Raw genomic sequence first — 18,065 nt, forward strand, 5'->3', positions numbered from 1 at the left:
CCTTTCCGATATTTTCACTTTAATGAGCAGTACATCCCCCACCTTTTTAGATGAGGGATAACTACCCATTAAACTATATTTTTATCTTATTCAGCTTCTTGCTCTAATAAACGAACGCCATTACCAGCTAAAAAGTGATCTGGCTGAATTTCAGTTGCTTTCTTAAATAAAGCGAGAGCTTTCTCGTTATTTTCTTCAAATACGTAAGCAACACCTAAATTGTAATACGCATCTGCATGCTCTTCATCCATTTCTAATACCTTTTCAAAATAAGGTTTCGCCTCTTGAATATGTTCTAGTCGCGCAAAGCAAAGTCCGCACTGGAATACAGCTTCTACATCGTTTTCATCTAATTCTGTTGCTCTTTGTAAGAATGGTAGTGCAAGACGATCATTTCCAAGCTGTACATGTGTAATACCTAACATAAATGTTACATCAGCTGATTGTAATCCAGCTTGCATTGCTTGTTCGAATACAACTTTCGCCTCAGTAAATTGCTCTTGGCCATAATATACGTTTCCTAAGCCATAATAAGCAGCTGCAGATTTATCATCTAACTCTAATGCACGTTTATAAAATAAAATCGCTCGCTCACTATCTCCTAATACGTCTAATAAATTTGCAAAATTAATGTATCCAAGCGCATCTTTCGGATTTTCTTCAATTGCTTCTGTAAAATTTTTAGCTGCTTCTTCCCAATTTCCTTCTTGCATATATTGAATACCTGTTTCAAGTTTGTTTGACATGTCCTTCACCTCTACAACAAATTATAACAAAGAATGTATTTTCCAAGCGAACGAAAATTCGCTTTATGTAAAAGAAACCTCTAACCGCTAATCGGCAGAGGCTTCTCATTTATCCTAAATAATCCAATTTCTTACCACTACGGTATACTTCATCAATTGTAGCACCGCCTAAGCACTCATCTCCATCATAGAAAACGACTGCTTGTCCTGGTGTAATTGCACGAATTGGCTCATCACAAAGAATACGAACTGTATTTTCATCAACGATTTGAACCGTTACTTTATTGTCTTCTTGACGATAACGGAATTTCGCCGTGCACTTAAATTCTGTTTCTTTTTCTTTGTTACTTACCCATCCTACATTCGTAGCAATAACTTCATCACCATATAGAAGTTCGTTATGGAATCCTTGATCAACATATAAAATGTTTTCTTTTAGATTTTTTCCAACAGCAAACCATGGATCACCATTACCACCAATTCCAAGACCATGACGTTGTCCAATTGTATAATACATTAAACCGTCATGCTTCCCTTTCACTTCACCAGATAATGTTTGCATTACACCTGGTTGTGCTGGTAAGTAGTTACTTAAGAAATCTTTAAAGTTACGCTCACCAATGAAGCAAATACCTGTACTATCTTTTTTCGCCGCTGTCGCTAAGCCAGCTTCTTTCGCCATTTCACGAATTTGTGGTTTCTTCAGTTCACCTAACGGGAACATTGTTTTTGATAATTGCTCTTGGCTTAATTGATTTAAGAAGTATGTTTGATCTTTATTGTCATCAACGCCGCGAAGCATTTTATATTCGCCGTCCATATAAGCAACGCGTGCATAATGACCTGTTGCTACATAATCGGCACCAAGCGCAATTGCATGCTCTAAAAATGCTTTAAATTTAATTTCTTTATTACACATTACATCTGGGTTTGGTGTACGACCAGCTCGGTACTCATCTAAGAAGTACGTAAATACTTTATCCCAGTATTGTTTTTCAAAGTTTACTGCATAATACGGAATACCAATTTGGTTACACACTTCAATTACATCATTGTAATCTTCTGTTGCTGTGCAGACACCATTCTCATCTGTATCATCCCAGTTTTTCATAAAAATTCCGATTACATCATAACCTTGCTCTTTTAATAAAAGTGCTGCTACAGATGAATCGACGCCACCGGACATTCCGATGACAACGCGTGTTTCGTGAGGTAGTTTGTTCATCATGTCACCTCCCATGCTAATTTTGTGTTAATCGCTTCACGATTTTCACTGTTTCGTACGCCGCTTTTTCAATTTGCTCTTTCGTATTTCCAAGTCCAAAACTAAAGCGTACGGATGAACGTATTTGATCGGAGTCTTTTCCAAACATCGCTACTAATACATGTGATGGATCAATCGAACCAGCTGTACAAGCAGAACCACTTGATACTGCAATGCCAGCTAGGTCTAAGTTCACAAGAAACGGTTCAATGTTCATTCCTGTAAAACTTACATTAAGTACATGCGGTAAGCGATGTTCTAAGTTTCCGTTTACCTCGAAAGTAATGCCTTCATTTTTGAAGACAGATACCATTATATCTTTAAACTCTTCATATTGGGCATTTTTTTGCTCACGAGTTTTTTCAGCTATAAGAATTGCATGCTGAAGCCCAGCAATACTAGGCACATTTTCCGTACCAGCACGGCGTTTTCTTTCTTGCTCTCCGCCTATTAATAACGGCTCAAATTTCACATTTGCACCAGCGAATAAGAACCCTACACCTTTTGGCCCATTAATTTTATGAGCTGAAATTGATAATAAATCAATACCAAACTCTTTCACGTCAATTTCTACTAAACCGTAAGCTTGTACCGCATCTGTATGGAAATAAGCTTGATGCTCTTTTAGCAGCTTTCCTATTTCCACAATTGGTTGCATTGTCCCTACTTCATTATTCCCAAACATAATAGATACAAGAATCGTCTCTTCTGTTAATGCCTTTTGTATGTCAGAAACTTGAATGCGTCCTGTTTCATCGACAGGTAAATATGTCACTTCAAACCCTTCACGCTCTAACAATTCGCACGTATGCAAAATCGCATGATGTTCAATTTGCGTCGTTATTATGTGGTTACCTTTATGACGGTTCGCACGTGCTACACCTATAAGCGCTAAATTATCAGCTTCTGTACCACCACTCGTAAATATAATTTCATTCGGATTCGCATGAATGCTGCGTGCACACACTCGTCTCGCCCCATCTACTGTGTGACGAGTTTGACGTCCATAAAAGTGAATACTAGACGGGTTCCCGAATATTTCTGTCATATATGGAATCATCTTTTCGACCACTTCTGGGTGAGTCGGAGATGTCGCAGCATGATCTAAGTAAATGCGTTCCATTAAATCTCCTTCTTTCCAAATCGTTTCACAAGGAATTAAATGTAAAACATATAGCCCCCGTGATTTTCTTCCTCATAACGTACTAAATCTTCTAACGTTGTACTATCTAACACTTCTTGCACCGCATCACGAACACGCATCCATAACTGGCGCTGTGCTGGCTCTTCTTCTTCTATCATTTCTACAACACTAATCGGTCCCTCTAATACACGGATTACATCCCCAGCTGTAATGTTAGCCGGTTGATCAGATAATACATATCCGCCATATGCCCCGCGCGTACTCTTTACAAGACGAGCGTTACGAAGTGGTGAAATTAATTGCTCTAAGTAATGCTCGGATAAGTCATGCGCCTGCGCAATTGATTTTAATGAAATCGGACCTTCACCAAACTTTTTTGCAAGATCAATCATAATTGTTAAGCCATAGCGGCCTTTTGTTGAAATCTTCATCTATTTTGCACCTCTTTTCAAATTTTCACTTCTATTGGTTATATCTTATTTATAAAAAGAACACAATTTAAAATCCTATGAAATTATAGCATAATATAGTATTATAAGAAATTTCAACTTGTGTATCAAAATGATAACATAAAATCACATTGAAAAACTCGGAAATTATTACAATTGAAAGAAAAATGAAAATATTCTTCTTCATTTTTCCCATAAAACAGCATCCTATTTCAAATTTCGTAGAAAAAAATGATACGATAGAACGAGATTATATATTAAGGGAGACGGTCTAAATGAAACAACCACTCGCACATCGAATGCGCCCTACAAATATTCAAGAAATTATTGGGCAACAGCATTTAGTTGGTGAAGGAAAGATTTTATGGCGAATGGTCCAAGCAAATCATTTTCAATCTATGATTTTATACGGTCCTCCAGGTACAGGAAAAACATCCATTGCCAGTGCAATTGCAGGAAGTACCGGTACCCCGTTTCGTCTATTAAACGCTGTTACTCACAATAAAAAAGATATGGAAGTTGTCGTACAAGAAGCAAAGATGCATCGACACCTCGTTTTAATTTTAGATGAAGTTCACCGTCTAGATAAAGCAAAGCAAGACTTTCTATTACCTCACTTAGAAAGCGGACTTCTTACTTTAATTGGTGCAACGACAAGTAATCCATTCCATGCAATAAACTCCGCTATTCGAAGCAGGTGTCAAATTTTCGAATTACACGCACTAACAGAAGATGATATTTTAATTGGGTTAAAAAGAGCTTTAGAAGATAAAGAAAAAGGCCTTGGAGAATATGCTGTAACGGTAACAGATGAAGCACTACATCATTTTGCAAATGCCTCTGGTGGTGATATGCGTTCCGCTTATAACGCACTTGAACTTGCTGTATTATCTAGCTTTACTACAGACAATCAAGCGGCTGAAATCACACTCGAGATTGCAGAAGAATGCTTACAAAAGAAGAGCTTCGTTCACGACAAAGGCGGCGATGCTCATTATGACGTATTATCAGCATTTCAAAAATCAGTACGCGGAAGTGATGTAAATGCAGCGCTCCATTATTTAGCACGCCTTATTGAAGCAGGTGATTTACAAAGTATTGGCAGACGCCTTCTTATTATGGCTTATGAAGATATTGGACTTGCTAGCCCACAAGCTGGACCGCGTACACTAGCTGCAATTGAATCAGCTGAACGAGTTGGATTCCCAGAAGCACGCATCCCACTTGCAAATGCCGTTATAGAGCTATGCTTATCACCAAAATCAAATTCAGCTTATAAAGCACTTGATGCTGCATTACACGATTTACGCAACGGTCAAACAGGTGACATTCCAAGCCATTTAAAAGATAGTCATTACAAAGGCGCAGAATCACTCGGAAGAGGCATTGGATATTTATATCCACACGACCATCCAAATGGCTGGGTAAGGCAACAATACTTACCTGATAAAATAAAAAACAAGCAATATTATAAACCGAAAACGACAGGGAAATTTGAGCAAGCACTTTCTACTGTTTATGAAAGATTACAAACTTCGAATAAAACGAAAAATAAAGGGTAACATAAACGAAAACGTCACCATTATGGAGGCTTCGCTTATGAAAACACGTCAAGATGCATGGACAAAAGAAGATGATCTCCTTTTAGCAGAAACTGTTTTGCGACATATTCGCAGCGGAAGTACACAAATAAAAGCGTTTGATGAAGTTGGCGACGCTTTAAACCGCACTTCCGCAGCTTGTGGTTTTAGATGGAATGCTGAAGTAAGACCGAATTACGAAGATGCGGTACAGCTTGCAAAAAAACACCGTAAAGAATTAAAACGTTCTGAAGCTAATATAGAAAAAGATCGGTTCACGAAAACGAAACAACTCGTAATTGACGCCGATTTTTCAGAAGATATTACGCCAAGTAAACAAGATCTTACAATGCAAAATGTCATCTCATTTTTACAAAATTTAGAACATAACAATCCTTCACTTGCAAAGTTGCAAACTGAAAATGATGTATTACAAGCTCAGCTCACTTCTCTGCAAAAAACGAATCATGAACTTGAAACGAAATTAGCGGTACTCACAAAAAAACAACAAGCAATCGAAGAAGATTACGCGATGCTTGTTCGAATTATGGATCGCGCTCGAAAACTTGTTTCGGTTGAAGAACAAGAAGAACATATTGCTCCCATTTTCAAAACAGATCAAAATGGAAATTTAGATATTATATATTCTGCAGAGAATTAAAAACAAGGATGTCACTTTTTTTGACTAAGTGACATCCTTGTTTGTTTTCGGTAAACCATATATATACATGTCGGTAAATGAAATTATATTAACGGTTTTTCAAATATATCTATCACAACTTGCAATATATCAACGGTTTTTCGAATATATCTATCACAACTTGCAATATATCAACGATTTTTCAAATATATCTATCACAACTTACAATATATCAACGATTTTTCAAATATATCTATCACAACTTACAATATATCAACGATTCAATAAAGGAGATCGATTTAATGACAAAGATTTACAATAACATTACTCCCTGTCATACAAGAAAACTCCTAAAACATATTGGATAATTTTCACTAAAATATTATTATAACCATATACCTTTAAAGGGAGATGCTTGCTATTTCATTAATAATCTTCAAAATAACTCTTGGCCTTCTCGTCCTGACTTTAGCTCTTTTCACCATTAACAGTCTAAAAAAGACATCCGCCTATAAATCAGATAAATATGATTATTACTTACTAACCTTACTTACATTTGAACTAGTAGTGATGCAAATATCCATATTTCTTTAATACATATAAAAAAGCATATATCCAAAATGGATATATGCTTTTCTTTTATTCTTGCCCTACACGTTTCACTTCTACATTTTTAATACGTTCACGTACAACGTGACTTGCCATAATTAAGCCTGCCACAGATGGTACGAATGCATTTGATGAAGGCGGTAATTTCGCTTTACGAATTTTTGCATTCTCGTCTGGTACGATTTCTTTACGTACTTCTTCACGAATTACGATTGGGTTTTCGTCAGAGAAGACAACTTTTACACCTTTTTTAATACCCTCTTTACGAAGCTTCGTACGAATTACTTTCGCAATTGGATCTGTATGTGTTTTAGAAATGTCCGCAATACGGAAACGAGTTGGGTCCATTTTATTTGCTGCACCCATACATGAGATAATTTTAATTTTACGACGTAAACATTGTTTAATTAAATGGATTTTGAACGTAATCGTATCAGATGCATCCACTACGAAATCTAAACCGTGTTTAAAGAACTCTTCATATGTTTCATCTGTATAAAACATTTCTAATCCAATTACTTCACATTCCGGATTAATGTCTGCAATACGCTCTTTCATTAATTCTACTTTTGAACGTCCTACAGTAGATACTAAAGCGTGAATTTGACGGTTTACGTTTGTAATATCTACAACGTCTTTATCAACTAATACGAGACGTCCTACTCCAGAACGCGCTAACGCTTCAGCTGAAAATGAACCTACGCCGCCAATTCCTAAAATACCGACTGTACTATTTTTTAATATTTCAAGTCCTTCTTTACCGAAGGCTAATTCATTACGTGAAAATTGATGTAACATTCAGCTCTACACTCCTATTACAAAAATGGTCTACCATGTATTCTAGCGTTTTTCCGACTATTTGTATAGAAAAAGTTATAGAATTCCTAAAAATACATATTTCGATAATGAAAACATAGTGTAAACCGGGATTTTGTTTCTTCTTTTAATTATCCATTAAAAAAGTCTAGATGGTTATAGTATAACCATCTAGACCCTATTCTTACTTCTCTTCTTTTAAGCTTAATTTTAAGTTTAACTCTTCAAGCTGTGCTTCTGCAACTGGGCTTGGAGCTTCTGTTAATAAGCAGCTTGCGCTTGCTGTTTTTGGGAATGCAATTGTATCACGAAGGTTCGTACGGCCTGCAAGTAACATAACAAGACGATCTAAACCTAATGCGATTCCGCCGTGTGGTGGTGTACCGTATTCGAATGCTTCTAATAAGAATCCGAATTGCTCTTGCGCTTCTTCTTGTGAGAATCCAAGTGCTTTGAACATTTTTTCTTGTACGTCACGCTCATAAATACGAAGTGATCCACCACCAAGCTCATAACCGTTTAATACAAGGTCATATGCTTGTGCACGTGCTTTTTCTGGTGCTGTTTCTAGTAGCTCAACGTCTTCACGGAATGGCATTGTGAATGGATGGTGAGCTGCGAAATAACGATCTGCATCTTCATCGTACTCAAGAAGTGGCCAATCAGTTACCCATAGGAAGTTAAATTTACTTTCGTCAATTAACTCAAGCTCTTTACCTAGACGTAAACGAAGTGCGCCTAAGCTATCTGCAACAACGCTCTTCTTATCTGCTACGAATAGTAATAAGTCGCCAGCAGTAGCTTCTAATGTGCTCATTAACACATTTGCATCTTCTTCACCGAAGAATTTCGCAATCGGTCCTTTTAGGCCGTCTTCTTCAACTTTAAGCCAAGCTAGACCTTTTGCACCGTATACTTTCACGAATTCAGTTAATGCATCGATGTCTTTACGAGAATATTTACTTGCAGCACCTTTTGCATTAATTGCTTTTACTTGTCCGCCGCTTTCTACAGCACTTGTAAACACTTTAAAGCCACAACCTGCTGCAAACTCAGATAAGTCTGTTAGTTCCATTTCAAAGCGTGTATCTGGCTTATCAGAACCGTAGCGAGCCATTGCATCAGCATATTTCATACGAGGGAATGGTGCACTAACTTCTACACCTTTTGCATCCTTCATAACTTTCGTCATCATACGCTCCATCATTTCTAAAATCTCATCTTGTGTTAAGAATGAAGCTTCAATATCGATTTGCGTGAATTCTGGTTGACGATCTGCACGTAAATCTTCGTCACGGAAACAACGTGCTACTTGATAGTAACGCTCAAATCCGCCGACCATAAGAAGCTGTTTAAATAACTGTGGTGACTGTGGTAATGCATAGAATTCACCGTCATGTACACGACTTGGTACTAAATAGTCACGAGCTCCTTCTGGCGTACTTTTCGTTAAAATTGGTGTTTCTACTTCTAAGAACTCTTCTGTATCTAAGAAGTTACGAATTGTTTTTGTTACGTCGTGACGCATTTTGAATGTGTTGAACATTACAGGACGACGTAAGTCTAAATAACGATATTTTAAACGCACATCTTCTGATGCATCTGTATCATCAGCAATGATAATTGGTGTTGTTTTCGCTGCATTTAGTACATTTACTTTTGTTGCTTGTACTTCAATACGACCAGTTGCCATATTGTCATTAATTGCGCCTTCACCACGTTCAACAACTGTACCTTCTATGTGTAATACGTATTCGCTACGAATTGTTTCTGCTACTTCTAACGCTTCTTTTGATGTTTCTGGGTTAAATACAACTTGTACGATACCTGTACGGTCACGTAAATCGATAAAGATTAATCCACCTAAGTCACGGCGTTTTTGTACCCAACCTTTTAATTGAACTGTTTGTCCAACAGCTTCTACTGTTACTTTTCCACATGCATGTGTTCTTTCAGCCACTGTAAGTTCCCCCTATATTAATTTCTCTGCTACGTATGAAGCCAATACATCTAAAGCTACTTCTTCTTGTTCACCTGTTGCCATATCTTTTAAGTTAATGATGCCTTTATCTAGCTCATCTTCTCCTAATACAGCTACAAATTTCGCCTTTAGACGATCTGCTGATTTAAATTGTGCTTTCATTTTGCGATCTAAATAATCTTTTTCAACCGACAATCCAGCTTTACGAAGATCGAATGCCACTTTTGCAGCATGGTCTTTCGCTTTTTCACCAAGCGCTACAACGTAACAATCAATGCTATGTTCAAGTGGTAATTCAATGTTTTCAGCTTTTAGCGCCATAATTAAACGTTCAATACTCATTGCAAAACCGATACCTGGCATTTCTGGTCCACCGATTTCTTGTACAAGTCCGTTATAACGGCCACCACCGCTTAATGTAGTGATCGCACCGAAACCTTCTGCCTCACTCATAATTTCAAAAACAGTGTGTTGGTAGTAGTCTAAACCACGCACTAAGTTCGGATCTTTTTCAAATGGAACATCCATCATCGTTAATAGTTCTTGAACTTTGTCGTAGTATACTGCTGAATCTTCGTTTAAGTATTCTGTAATAGATGGTGCTGTTGCCATTAATTCATGGTTACGGTCCTTCTTACAGTCTAAAATTCGAAGTGGGTTCTTTTCTAAGCGAGATTGACAGTCAGAACAGAATTCGCCGATACGTGGCTCAAAGTGTGCGATTAATGCATCACGGTGTGCTTGACGGCTCGCTGCGTCACCTAAACTGTTTAATACAACTTTAATATTTTTCAAGCCCATGCCGCGGTAAAATTCAACAGCAAGTGCAATTACTTCTGCATCAATTGCAGGGTCATTACTGCCGATTGCTTCGATACCGAATTGTACGAATTGACGATAGCGACCTGCTTGTGGTCTTTCATAACGGAACATTTGACCGATATAGTATAATTTCGTTGGTTGTGTTGCATCACCAAACATTTTATTTTCAACGTAAGAACGTACAACAGGTGCAGTACCTTCTGGACGTAATGTTAAGCTACGCTCTCCACGATCTTGGAATGAGTACATTTCTTTTTGTACGATATCTGTCGTATCACCAACACCGCGTAAAAATAGCTCAGTGTGCTCAAAAATTGGTGTACGAATTTCTTTATAATTGTAACGACGGCAAATTTCGCGTGCTTGCCCTTCGATATACTGCCATAACTCAACAGTGCCTGGAAGAATATCTTGCGTTCCGCGTGGGATTTGAATAGACATATTCAGTTCCTCCTCAAATTGTTTTAATCTTAATAAAAATAAAAAAACTCCCGCCTCTACTGTTTAAACAGTAGGGACGAGAGTATTATACCCGTGGTGCCACCCTAATTGAAGCACGTATGCTTCCACTTTTTTAATAACGCTTAAATATGCGTTCATCCCTACTAAGCATATATGCCGTTCAAGTTGAAACCTCTAGAGTGTCATTCAATCAGTCATCATGCAGAAATGTTTTCAGCCTAAGACATTCCTTCTCTTTCCATGTGTATCTCATTTACTCTTCTCTATCAACGGTTATATTCATATGTAAATATAAAATTACTATACGTTTGTTAAGTAGGATTGTCAAGTGCTCTAAGAACGTTCAATCTGCTTCTTTAAACGCTTTACATCTTGAAGAGAAATCCCAAACTCGGAAGCAAGCTCCATTGAAGTATTATTTTGCTCTTTTGAAATAAAATCATGAAAATTCACGTTAAACAGTTGATTTGCACCATTTGTAACAGAATGCCCTTTTTCATTCATACGCATACGTATATCCCTCACATTCAATATGGATGTTTTACTTTTTATTGTTCCATATTGATGAGAGAGTTATACATAACCGAAACTGCTATTGATTCCAAATAAATGAACAAAACATACAACAATGTATAAAAAAGAGAGGATTATATAACCCTCTCTTTTTTATCAACACTATTTACTTTCTACAATTAAGGTCACCGGACCATCATTGATTAAAGAAACGTCCATCATTGCTCCGAACTTCCCTGTTTCCACATGCAATCCTTGTTTTCGAACTTCTTCATTAAAGAAATCGTATAAACGCTCTGCGTAGTCAGGTTTCGCAGCATCCATAAAGTTTGGACGTCTTCCCTTGCGACAATCTCCGTATAATGTAAATTGCGAAATAGATAGAACTTGTCCTTCTACATCAAGTACAGAATGATTCATCTTTCCGCTCTCATCTTCAAAAATACGTAAGTTTGCAATTTTTTCCGCAATATAAGTTGCATCTTTTTCTGTATCTTCATGCGTAATGCCAACTAGTAATGTTAAACCGAACGGAATTTGTCCTACGATCTCACCGTCTACTGTGACAGACGCTTTCTTTGATCGTTGTAAAACAACTCTCATCTTTCTACACTCCCTATTAATGCATCATGCGTCGTACTGCATAAATTTCTGGAACGCGTTTAATGCGTTCTACTACTTTTTTCAAGTGTTGTAAGTTACGAATCGAGATTGACATATTAATTGTTGCCATTTTATTACGGTCACTTCTACCAGAAACAGCTGAAATGTACGTTTTCGTCTCTGTAACAGCTTGCAGTACTTCATTTAATAAACCACGGCGATCGTAACCCGAAATTTCAATATCAACGTTATACTCAATTTCTTTTTCAGGGCTACCTTCCCACTCTACTTCTAATAAACGTTCTACAGCTTCTTCTGTATGAACGTTTACACAATCACGGCGGTGAATCGATACACCTCGGCCTTTCGTAATATATCCAACGATATCATCGCCTGGAACTGGGTTACAGCATTTCGATAAACGGATTAATAAATTATCAGCACCGCTTACCTTTACACCAGAATCCCATTTTCGAATTTTCATCGGTTTACGAACTTCTTTAACTTCAACAATTTCTTCTTCTTCGCGTTGTTTGCGGAACTTGTCCGTTAGTCGCGTAACAATTTGCGAAGCTGTAATTCCGCTATATCCAACTGCTGCAAACATATCTTCTTCATTTGCAAAGTTAAATTTCTCAGCGACGCGTTTTAAGTTATCAGGCGCTAATACTTCTTTCATCTCATACTCTAGACCACGTACTTCCTTTTCAACAAGTTCACGGCCTTTTTCAATATTTTCGTCTCTACGTTGTTTCTTAAAGAATTGACGAATTTTATTTTTCGCATGAGATGTTTGAGCAAGTTTTACCCAATCTTGACTTGGGCCATATGAATGTTTCGACGTTAAAATTTCAATGATGTCGCCTGTTTTTAATTTATAATCCAACGTCACCATTTTACCGTTTACTTTTGCACCAATTGTTTTATTCCCAATTTCCGAATGGACACGATACGCGAAATCAATCGGAACCGATCCAAGTGGTAATTCCATTACATCGCCTTTCGGTGTAAAGACGAATACCATGTCAGAAAATAAATCAATTTTTAATGACTCCATAAATTCTTCTGCATTAGAAGCTTCATTTTGCCATTCTAGTATTTGACGGAACCATGTGAGTTTCTTCTCTAATGTACCTGTTGTTTCTGCTGTTTTTCCTTCTTTGTACGCCCAGTGTGCCGCGATCCCGAATTCTGCAATTTCGTGCATTTCTTTCGTACGAATTTGCACTTCAAGTGGATCACCTTTTGGTCCAATTACAGTCGTATGAAGAGATTGATATAGATTTGCTTTTGGCATTGCAATATAATCTTTAAAACGACCTGGCATCGGCTTCCAGCACGTATGAATAATTCCAAGCACCGCATAACAATCTTTAATACTATTTACAACGACACGTACAGCTAATAAATCGTAAATTTCATTGAACTGCTTATTTTGCAGTGCCATTTTACGATAAATACTGTAAATATGTTTCGGTCTTCCAGAAATCTCAGGTTGAATTGCAACTTCTTTTAATTTCTCACGAATACCAGTCATTACTTCGTCTAAGTATTCTTCACGTTCTGCACGTTTACGCTTCATTAAATTTACAATACGATAATATTGCTGTGGATTTAAATAGCGAAGTGACGTATCCTCTAGCTCCCATTTAATAGTACTAATTCCGAGTCTATGTGCTAAAGGTGCAAAGATTTCTAACGTTTCATTCGCTATGCGACGCTGCTTCTCTTGAGGCAAATGTTTCAATGTACGCATGTTATGAAGACGATCAGCTAGTTTAATTAAAATAACTCGAATGTCTTGAGCCATTGCAATAAACATTTTGCGATGGTTTTCTGCTTGTTGTTGTTCGTGAGATTTATATTTAATCTTCCCAAGCTTTGTAACACCATCAACAAGCATAGCAATTTCTTTGTTAAATTCCCGTTCAATATCTTCTAACGTAATCTCTGTATCTTCCACTACATCATGTAAGAAACCTGCTGATACCGTAGCTGGATCCATGTGTAAATCAACTAAAATACCTGCAACTTGAATCGGATGAATAATATACGGTTCACCCGATTTTCTATATTGTTCGCTATGCGCATCACGTGCATATTCATAGGCACGTGCCACTAGCTCAATATCTTCATCCGCTAAATATTGACTTGCTTTCTCGAGTACCTGTTCAGCTGTTAGTACCTGCTCATTTGCCATCGAATCACCTTTTATTGAAAATTGACTTTATCTTTATTTAATAGAATAAATTATATTCTATCATTATAACCCAATGATTGTGAATTGTGAAAAGGAAAAGATTTTACTGACATTTCACCATGATTTTTTGTTCAATTATACAAAAGTACCCGCTCCTCTCCAAGAGATTCACGGGTACTTTTTATCACCGTAGTTTTACCTATATAGTGATTAGTATTTTTCTAATACTAATACATCGTAACCATCTAACATTTTACGACCATCTAAGTAAGTAAGCTCTACTAAGAATGCAATCCCTGCTACAACTCCGCCTAGCTCTTCAACTAACTTAATTGTCGCTTCGATTGTTCCACCTGTAGCTAATAGATCATCTGTAATTAATACGCGTTGACCTGGCTTAATTGCATCTTTATGGATTGTTAAAACATCCGTTCCATATTCTTTACCGTAGTCAACTGTAATTACTTCACGTGGTAATTTTCCTAATTTACGAACTGGCGCAAATCCTACTTCTAACGCATAAGATACTGGGCAACCGATAATGAAACCACGAGCTTCTGGTCCTACTACAACATCGATATCTCTTTCTTTTGCGTATTCAACGATTGCATCTGTTGCTGCTTTGTATGCTTTACCGTCATTCATTAAAGGTGTAATGTCTTTAAACACAATACCTTCTTTCGGATAATCCGGTACAATTGCGATATGTTGCTTGAAATCCATATTTCTGAATCCTCCTCAGATCTAAAAGGTTTGTAAATACAAATCCTTTACCCTAACTGTTCTACTTCTTTATGATTACGAATCGTTTCAAACCATGTATATAGTTGCTGATATGTGCTATAAACCAATTCTTTTTCTAATTGTAAGTGGTTCATTTTCTCACGATATGTGTTCGATTCAATTAAATCACGCTTTTGTTTTTTGTCTGCCATAAAAATGACGCCATCTTTTATTGTAACAAATTCTAACTCAAAAAACACCTGTGTCATGAAATTTACTGTATCTTTTGACCAGCCTTTATGGCGACATAGTTGTTCTCCATATTGTCTTAAAGAAAATGGTGTTTTTTGGCTTAAGAAAGAATAGTACCATTTAAAGTGTTCTCTCGTAGGAACTGTACTAAATAGATGGTTATTTTCTTGATAAAACAGCGTATAAATTCGCGCTGGGAATCCTACTTTAAATAACTCACGTAATTCATCTGTTCCGCTTGGCAAATCGAGTAACACGATGTATTGATCATCCAAATGCGTTACTTCTGACGCATGCATAAGCTTTTCTTTATAGTCCTCTAAAGAAAATTTATTCAATACCTCTTCAGAAAAATACACCATTGTTATTTTTTCTTTCGGCAGTTCTGCTAAATTTGCTTCTGCATTACGCATACTACGCCAATCAAATAATTGCCACGCCTCTATAGCAATATCTTGTACCATTAATTGTGGCTTCTTAAAATTGTTCCATTCATTGATGGATGCTTCTCCTATTACAGATACTTTTGCAACTGGAGAGATTTCTTTCGCATATGCACCAAAACCAAATCCAATTGTATCCAGTGTTGCTTGTCCATCACGAAGAGCCATTTTTAAATGAGAGCCATCTGATCCGATTGCGCGAATACTTTCTAACTCTGCATCTTTCACTGCAATACGTGGTTTCGGATTTCCAACACCAAATGGTGCTAACTTCTGCATATCTTCAATTGCCGCTAGTGTTACATCCTCTACTTTGCAAAAAACATCAACTGCTGTAATTGGAATAAAATCTTCTTCTGTTAAAATTGCATCTGCTTGTTCATTTAAGCGGCGACGTAATTCATCTACATCATTCATATGTAGCGTCATTCCCGCTGCCATTGGATGCCCTCCGAAGTGTGGCAATAACTCTCTACAATCTGATAAATTTGCAAACAAATCAAATCCTGCAATACTACGCGCTGAGCCTTTTGCTGTTTCTTTTATAGGATCAATACATAATACAATAGTCGGACGATAAAAACGTTCAACTAATTTAGAAGCGACAATCCCAATTACACCTGGATTCCAACCTTCTTTTGCAAGTACTAACACTTTGTTTTCTTCTGGTGGGAAGTTATTTTCAACTTCAGCGATAGCCTCTTCTGTAATTTGCTTTACAATATCTTTTCGCAGTTTGTTCAGCTCATCAATTTCTTCGGCCAACTCTTTCGCTTCCTCAGGATCATCTGATAATAAAAGGTGTACAGCCGGCGTTGCATCTTCTAAACGCCCGACCGCATTAATACGCGGTGCAATTGAGAAGCCAATACTCTCTTCTGTAATTTCACTTTGCGAAACGTTAGCAACTTTAAACAATGCCTTTAAACCAATATTTTTCGTCATACGCATATGTTTTAAACCGCGTTTCACTAGCAACCTATTTTCACCATGAAGTGACACTAAATCGGCTACTGTACCGATTACTGCAATCTCTAATAAATGTTCTGGTACACGGCCTAATAGTGCATGCGCAACTTTAAACGCAACACCTACACCAGCTAAATAGTGAAACGGATATACACCGCCATCTAATTTCGGATGTATAATCGCAAGTGCTTCTGGCAATTCTGGCGGTGGCTCATGGTGATCTGTAATAATTAGATCTATTCCAAGCTCTTTCGCTACATTCGCTTCATGTACTGCTGCGATGCCAGTGTCGACAGTAATAATCAGTGAGAACCCTGCGCTATGCGCCCAACGAAACGCTTCTTCGTTCGGCCCATACCCTTCTGTAAAACGATTTGGAATATAAAATTCTACTTCTGCACCTAATTCTTGAAGAGCAAGATATAACACAGTTGTACTACTTACTCCGTCTGCATCGTAATCACCAAATATTAATATTTGTTCTCCATTTTGAATCGCCTTATTTACACGTTCTACCGTTCTATCCATTCCTTCTAATAAAAATGGATCATGAAATTCTTGATTTTCTGTATTTAAAAAATCTAAAATCTTATCTTCTGTATCTAGTCCTCTACCGAGGAATAATGAAACGACAAGTGGCGATAACTGTAATTTACTTGCTAATTCACTCACTCGTTCGTCATTATATTCTTTTTCTTTCCAACGCGTCTTCGGTTGTAACACGAAATCACCCCTTAACCTGTTCATTATACAAGACAGATTAAGGGGTGACAATATAATGCAAACTACGATGCAATATCTATATACTAAAATGTTAATGATGTTTAATTTGGAGAATACGGATTTATATGCACGAATACATTTTGTACATTATCTTGTTTCATAAGTATTTCTTTCACATGTTTTCCAATACGGTGTCCTTCTTCTACAGTAATGTATGGATCTACAGACACTTTAATATCGACAATAACATAATGACCATGCTCCCGTGCATATAAAGAACCAATTTTTTTCACACCATCTACTTGAAGAACTGCTTCTCTAAGCGGAATAACATCCTCCTCATGAAGAACATGGTCAAGCGTTGCATGAATTGCTTCCGCTCCAATGCTCCATGCCATTTTTACAACAAGAAGCGAAACAACTAATCCTGCAATCGGATCAGCATATACAAGCCAGTCTATACCAAGCTTACCACCGAGTATAGCTGCACAAATACCGATTAAAGCTGCAATTGAAGAAAATACATCCGAACGGTGCTCATATGCATTTGCAATAATTGCATCACTATTTACCCTTTTCCCTAATCGGAATTTATATTGAAACATTCCTTCTTTCACGACGATTGAAAGAACAACAGCAAAAATCGTAATTCCTTTCGGCGGTTCTAGTTCTTGCGAAAAAGCTTTTATAGATGAAATCGCGATTTCAAGTCCCACAATAAATAATAATACCGCAACAATAATCGCTGAAATCGATTCCGCTTTACCATGACCATACGGATGATCTTCATCAGGTGGCTGCTTTGCCGCTCGCAATCCAAAAAGTACAGCTAGCGAACCAATTACATCTGATGCAGAATGCACCGCATCTGCTAGCAGTGCTTTACTGTTCCCAATATAACCAATTACCGCCTTTACAATTGCTAATATAATATTACCAACGATCCCGACAATAGCACCAAACTCGGCCTGTTTAAAACGTTCATCTTTTTCCATAATTAAAATCCCTTCTTTTCTTAACCTATCTTTTTATTTTAACAAAAACAGCGATAACACCACCACTTTCTTCCATCTTCTTCCCATCAAAAAGTTGCTATCTTATTGTATCCACAAACGAAAAAAGAGAT

The 18,065-nt window shown here is 37.2% G+C and carries 15 protein-coding genes and 1 other annotated feature; of the genes, 2 read left to right on the forward strand and 13 right to left on the reverse strand.

Annotated elements, in window-relative coordinates; all coding sequences use genetic code 11:
• Positions 1-86 precede the first annotated feature (86 nt).
• From QCI81_RS08950 to cymR, 4 genes are all read right to left on the reverse strand, one after another.
• Positions 87-746, reverse strand: coding sequence for a tetratricopeptide repeat protein (locus QCI81_RS08950; protein ID WP_000066411.1), 660 nt, complete (start codon positions 744-746; stop codon positions 87-89).
• Between the two features lie 109 nt (positions 747-855).
• Positions 856-1,971 carry a tRNA 2-thiouridine(34) synthase MnmA gene (mnmA, locus tag QCI81_RS08955; RefSeq protein WP_001038010.1) on the reverse strand — a complete coding sequence of 372 codons (1,116 nt, stop codon included), beginning with the start codon at positions 1,969-1,971 and terminating at the stop codon, positions 856-858.
• A 16-nt stretch (positions 1,972-1,987) separates the two neighbouring features.
• On the reverse strand, positions 1,988-3,133 hold the full coding sequence (locus tag QCI81_RS08960; RefSeq protein WP_071729605.1) for a cysteine desulfurase family protein: 1,146 nt from the start codon (positions 3,131-3,133) through the stop codon (positions 1,988-1,990).
• Positions 3,134-3,168: 35 nt separating this feature from the next.
• A complete protein-coding gene (cymR, locus tag QCI81_RS08965) occupies positions 3,169-3,585 on the reverse strand; it encodes a cysteine metabolism transcriptional regulator CymR (protein WP_000704116.1) in 417 nt (138 codons plus the stop codon).
• Between the two features lie 293 nt (positions 3,586-3,878).
• Between cymR and QCI81_RS08970 the strand changes: the two genes are divergently transcribed.
• Both QCI81_RS08970 and QCI81_RS08975 read left to right on the forward strand, forming a co-directional pair.
• Positions 3,879-5,165 carry a replication-associated recombination protein A gene (locus QCI81_RS08970; RefSeq protein WP_075720250.1) on the forward strand — a complete coding sequence of 429 codons (1,287 nt, stop codon included), beginning with the start codon at positions 3,879-3,881 and terminating at the stop codon, positions 5,163-5,165.
• Positions 5,166-5,202: 37 nt separating this feature from the next.
• Positions 5,203-5,844 (forward strand): RsfA family transcriptional regulator, encoded by a 642-nt coding sequence (locus tag QCI81_RS08975; RefSeq protein WP_353810668.1) that lies wholly within the window; start codon positions 5,203-5,205, stop codon positions 5,842-5,844.
• Positions 5,845-6,462: 618 nt separating this feature from the next.
• Here QCI81_RS08975 and QCI81_RS08980 read toward each other — a convergent pair.
• The 9 genes from QCI81_RS08980 to QCI81_RS09020 all read right to left on the reverse strand — a co-directional run bounded on the left by QCI81_RS08980 (position 6,463) and on the right by QCI81_RS09020 (position 17,934).
• Positions 6,463-7,230: a tRNA threonylcarbamoyladenosine dehydratase gene (locus QCI81_RS08980; RefSeq protein WP_000903182.1), complete on the reverse strand. Its 768-nt coding sequence runs from the start codon at positions 7,228-7,230 to the stop codon at positions 6,463-6,465.
• Between the two features lie 202 nt (positions 7,231-7,432).
• Positions 7,433-9,208, reverse strand: a complete 1,776-nt coding sequence (gene aspS, locus QCI81_RS08985; protein WP_000840885.1) for an aspartate--tRNA ligase — start codon at positions 9,206-9,208, stop codon at positions 7,433-7,435.
• Between the two features lie 12 nt (positions 9,209-9,220).
• Positions 9,221-10,492: a histidine--tRNA ligase gene (hisS, locus tag QCI81_RS08990; RefSeq protein ID WP_071729599.1), complete on the reverse strand. Its 1,272-nt coding sequence runs from the start codon at positions 10,490-10,492 to the stop codon at positions 9,221-9,223.
• A gap of 69 nt (positions 10,493-10,561) precedes the next feature.
• Positions 10,562-10,792: a binding site (T-box leader), on the reverse strand.
• A 54-nt stretch (positions 10,793-10,846) separates the two neighbouring features.
• The gene (locus tag QCI81_RS08995) at positions 10,847-11,023 is read right to left on the reverse strand and encodes a hypothetical protein (RefSeq protein ID WP_001242605.1); all 177 of its coding nucleotides are present in this window, start codon (positions 11,021-11,023) and stop codon (positions 10,847-10,849) included.
• 165 nt (positions 11,024-11,188) lie between these two features.
• On the reverse strand, positions 11,189-11,629 hold the full coding sequence (locus QCI81_RS09000) for a D-tyrosyl-tRNA(Tyr) deacylase (RefSeq protein ID WP_001266965.1): 441 nt from the start codon (positions 11,627-11,629) through the stop codon (positions 11,189-11,191).
• 16 nt (positions 11,630-11,645) lie between these two features.
• Positions 11,646-13,829 (reverse strand): GTP diphosphokinase, encoded by a 2,184-nt coding sequence (gene relA / locus QCI81_RS09005; protein WP_001262795.1) that lies wholly within the window; start codon positions 13,827-13,829, stop codon positions 11,646-11,648.
• 210 nt (positions 13,830-14,039) lie between these two features.
• On the reverse strand, positions 14,040-14,552 hold the full coding sequence (locus QCI81_RS09010) for an adenine phosphoribosyltransferase (protein ID WP_000346217.1): 513 nt from the start codon (positions 14,550-14,552) through the stop codon (positions 14,040-14,042).
• Positions 14,553-14,599: 47 nt separating this feature from the next.
• Entirely contained in the window at positions 14,600-16,939 is a 2,340-nt protein-coding gene (recJ, locus tag QCI81_RS09015) for a single-stranded-DNA-specific exonuclease RecJ (protein WP_071729597.1), read from the reverse strand.
• A 101-nt stretch (positions 16,940-17,040) separates the two neighbouring features.
• Entirely contained in the window at positions 17,041-17,934 is an 894-nt protein-coding gene (locus QCI81_RS09020) for a cation diffusion facilitator family transporter (RefSeq protein ID WP_000409746.1), read from the reverse strand.
• Positions 17,935-18,065 lie beyond the last annotated feature (131 nt).

The sequence above is a fragment of the Bacillus cereus group sp. MG20 genome (assembly GCF_040459885.1).
GTDB lineage: Bacteria > Bacillota > Bacilli > Bacillales > Bacillaceae_G > Bacillus_A > Bacillus_A cereus.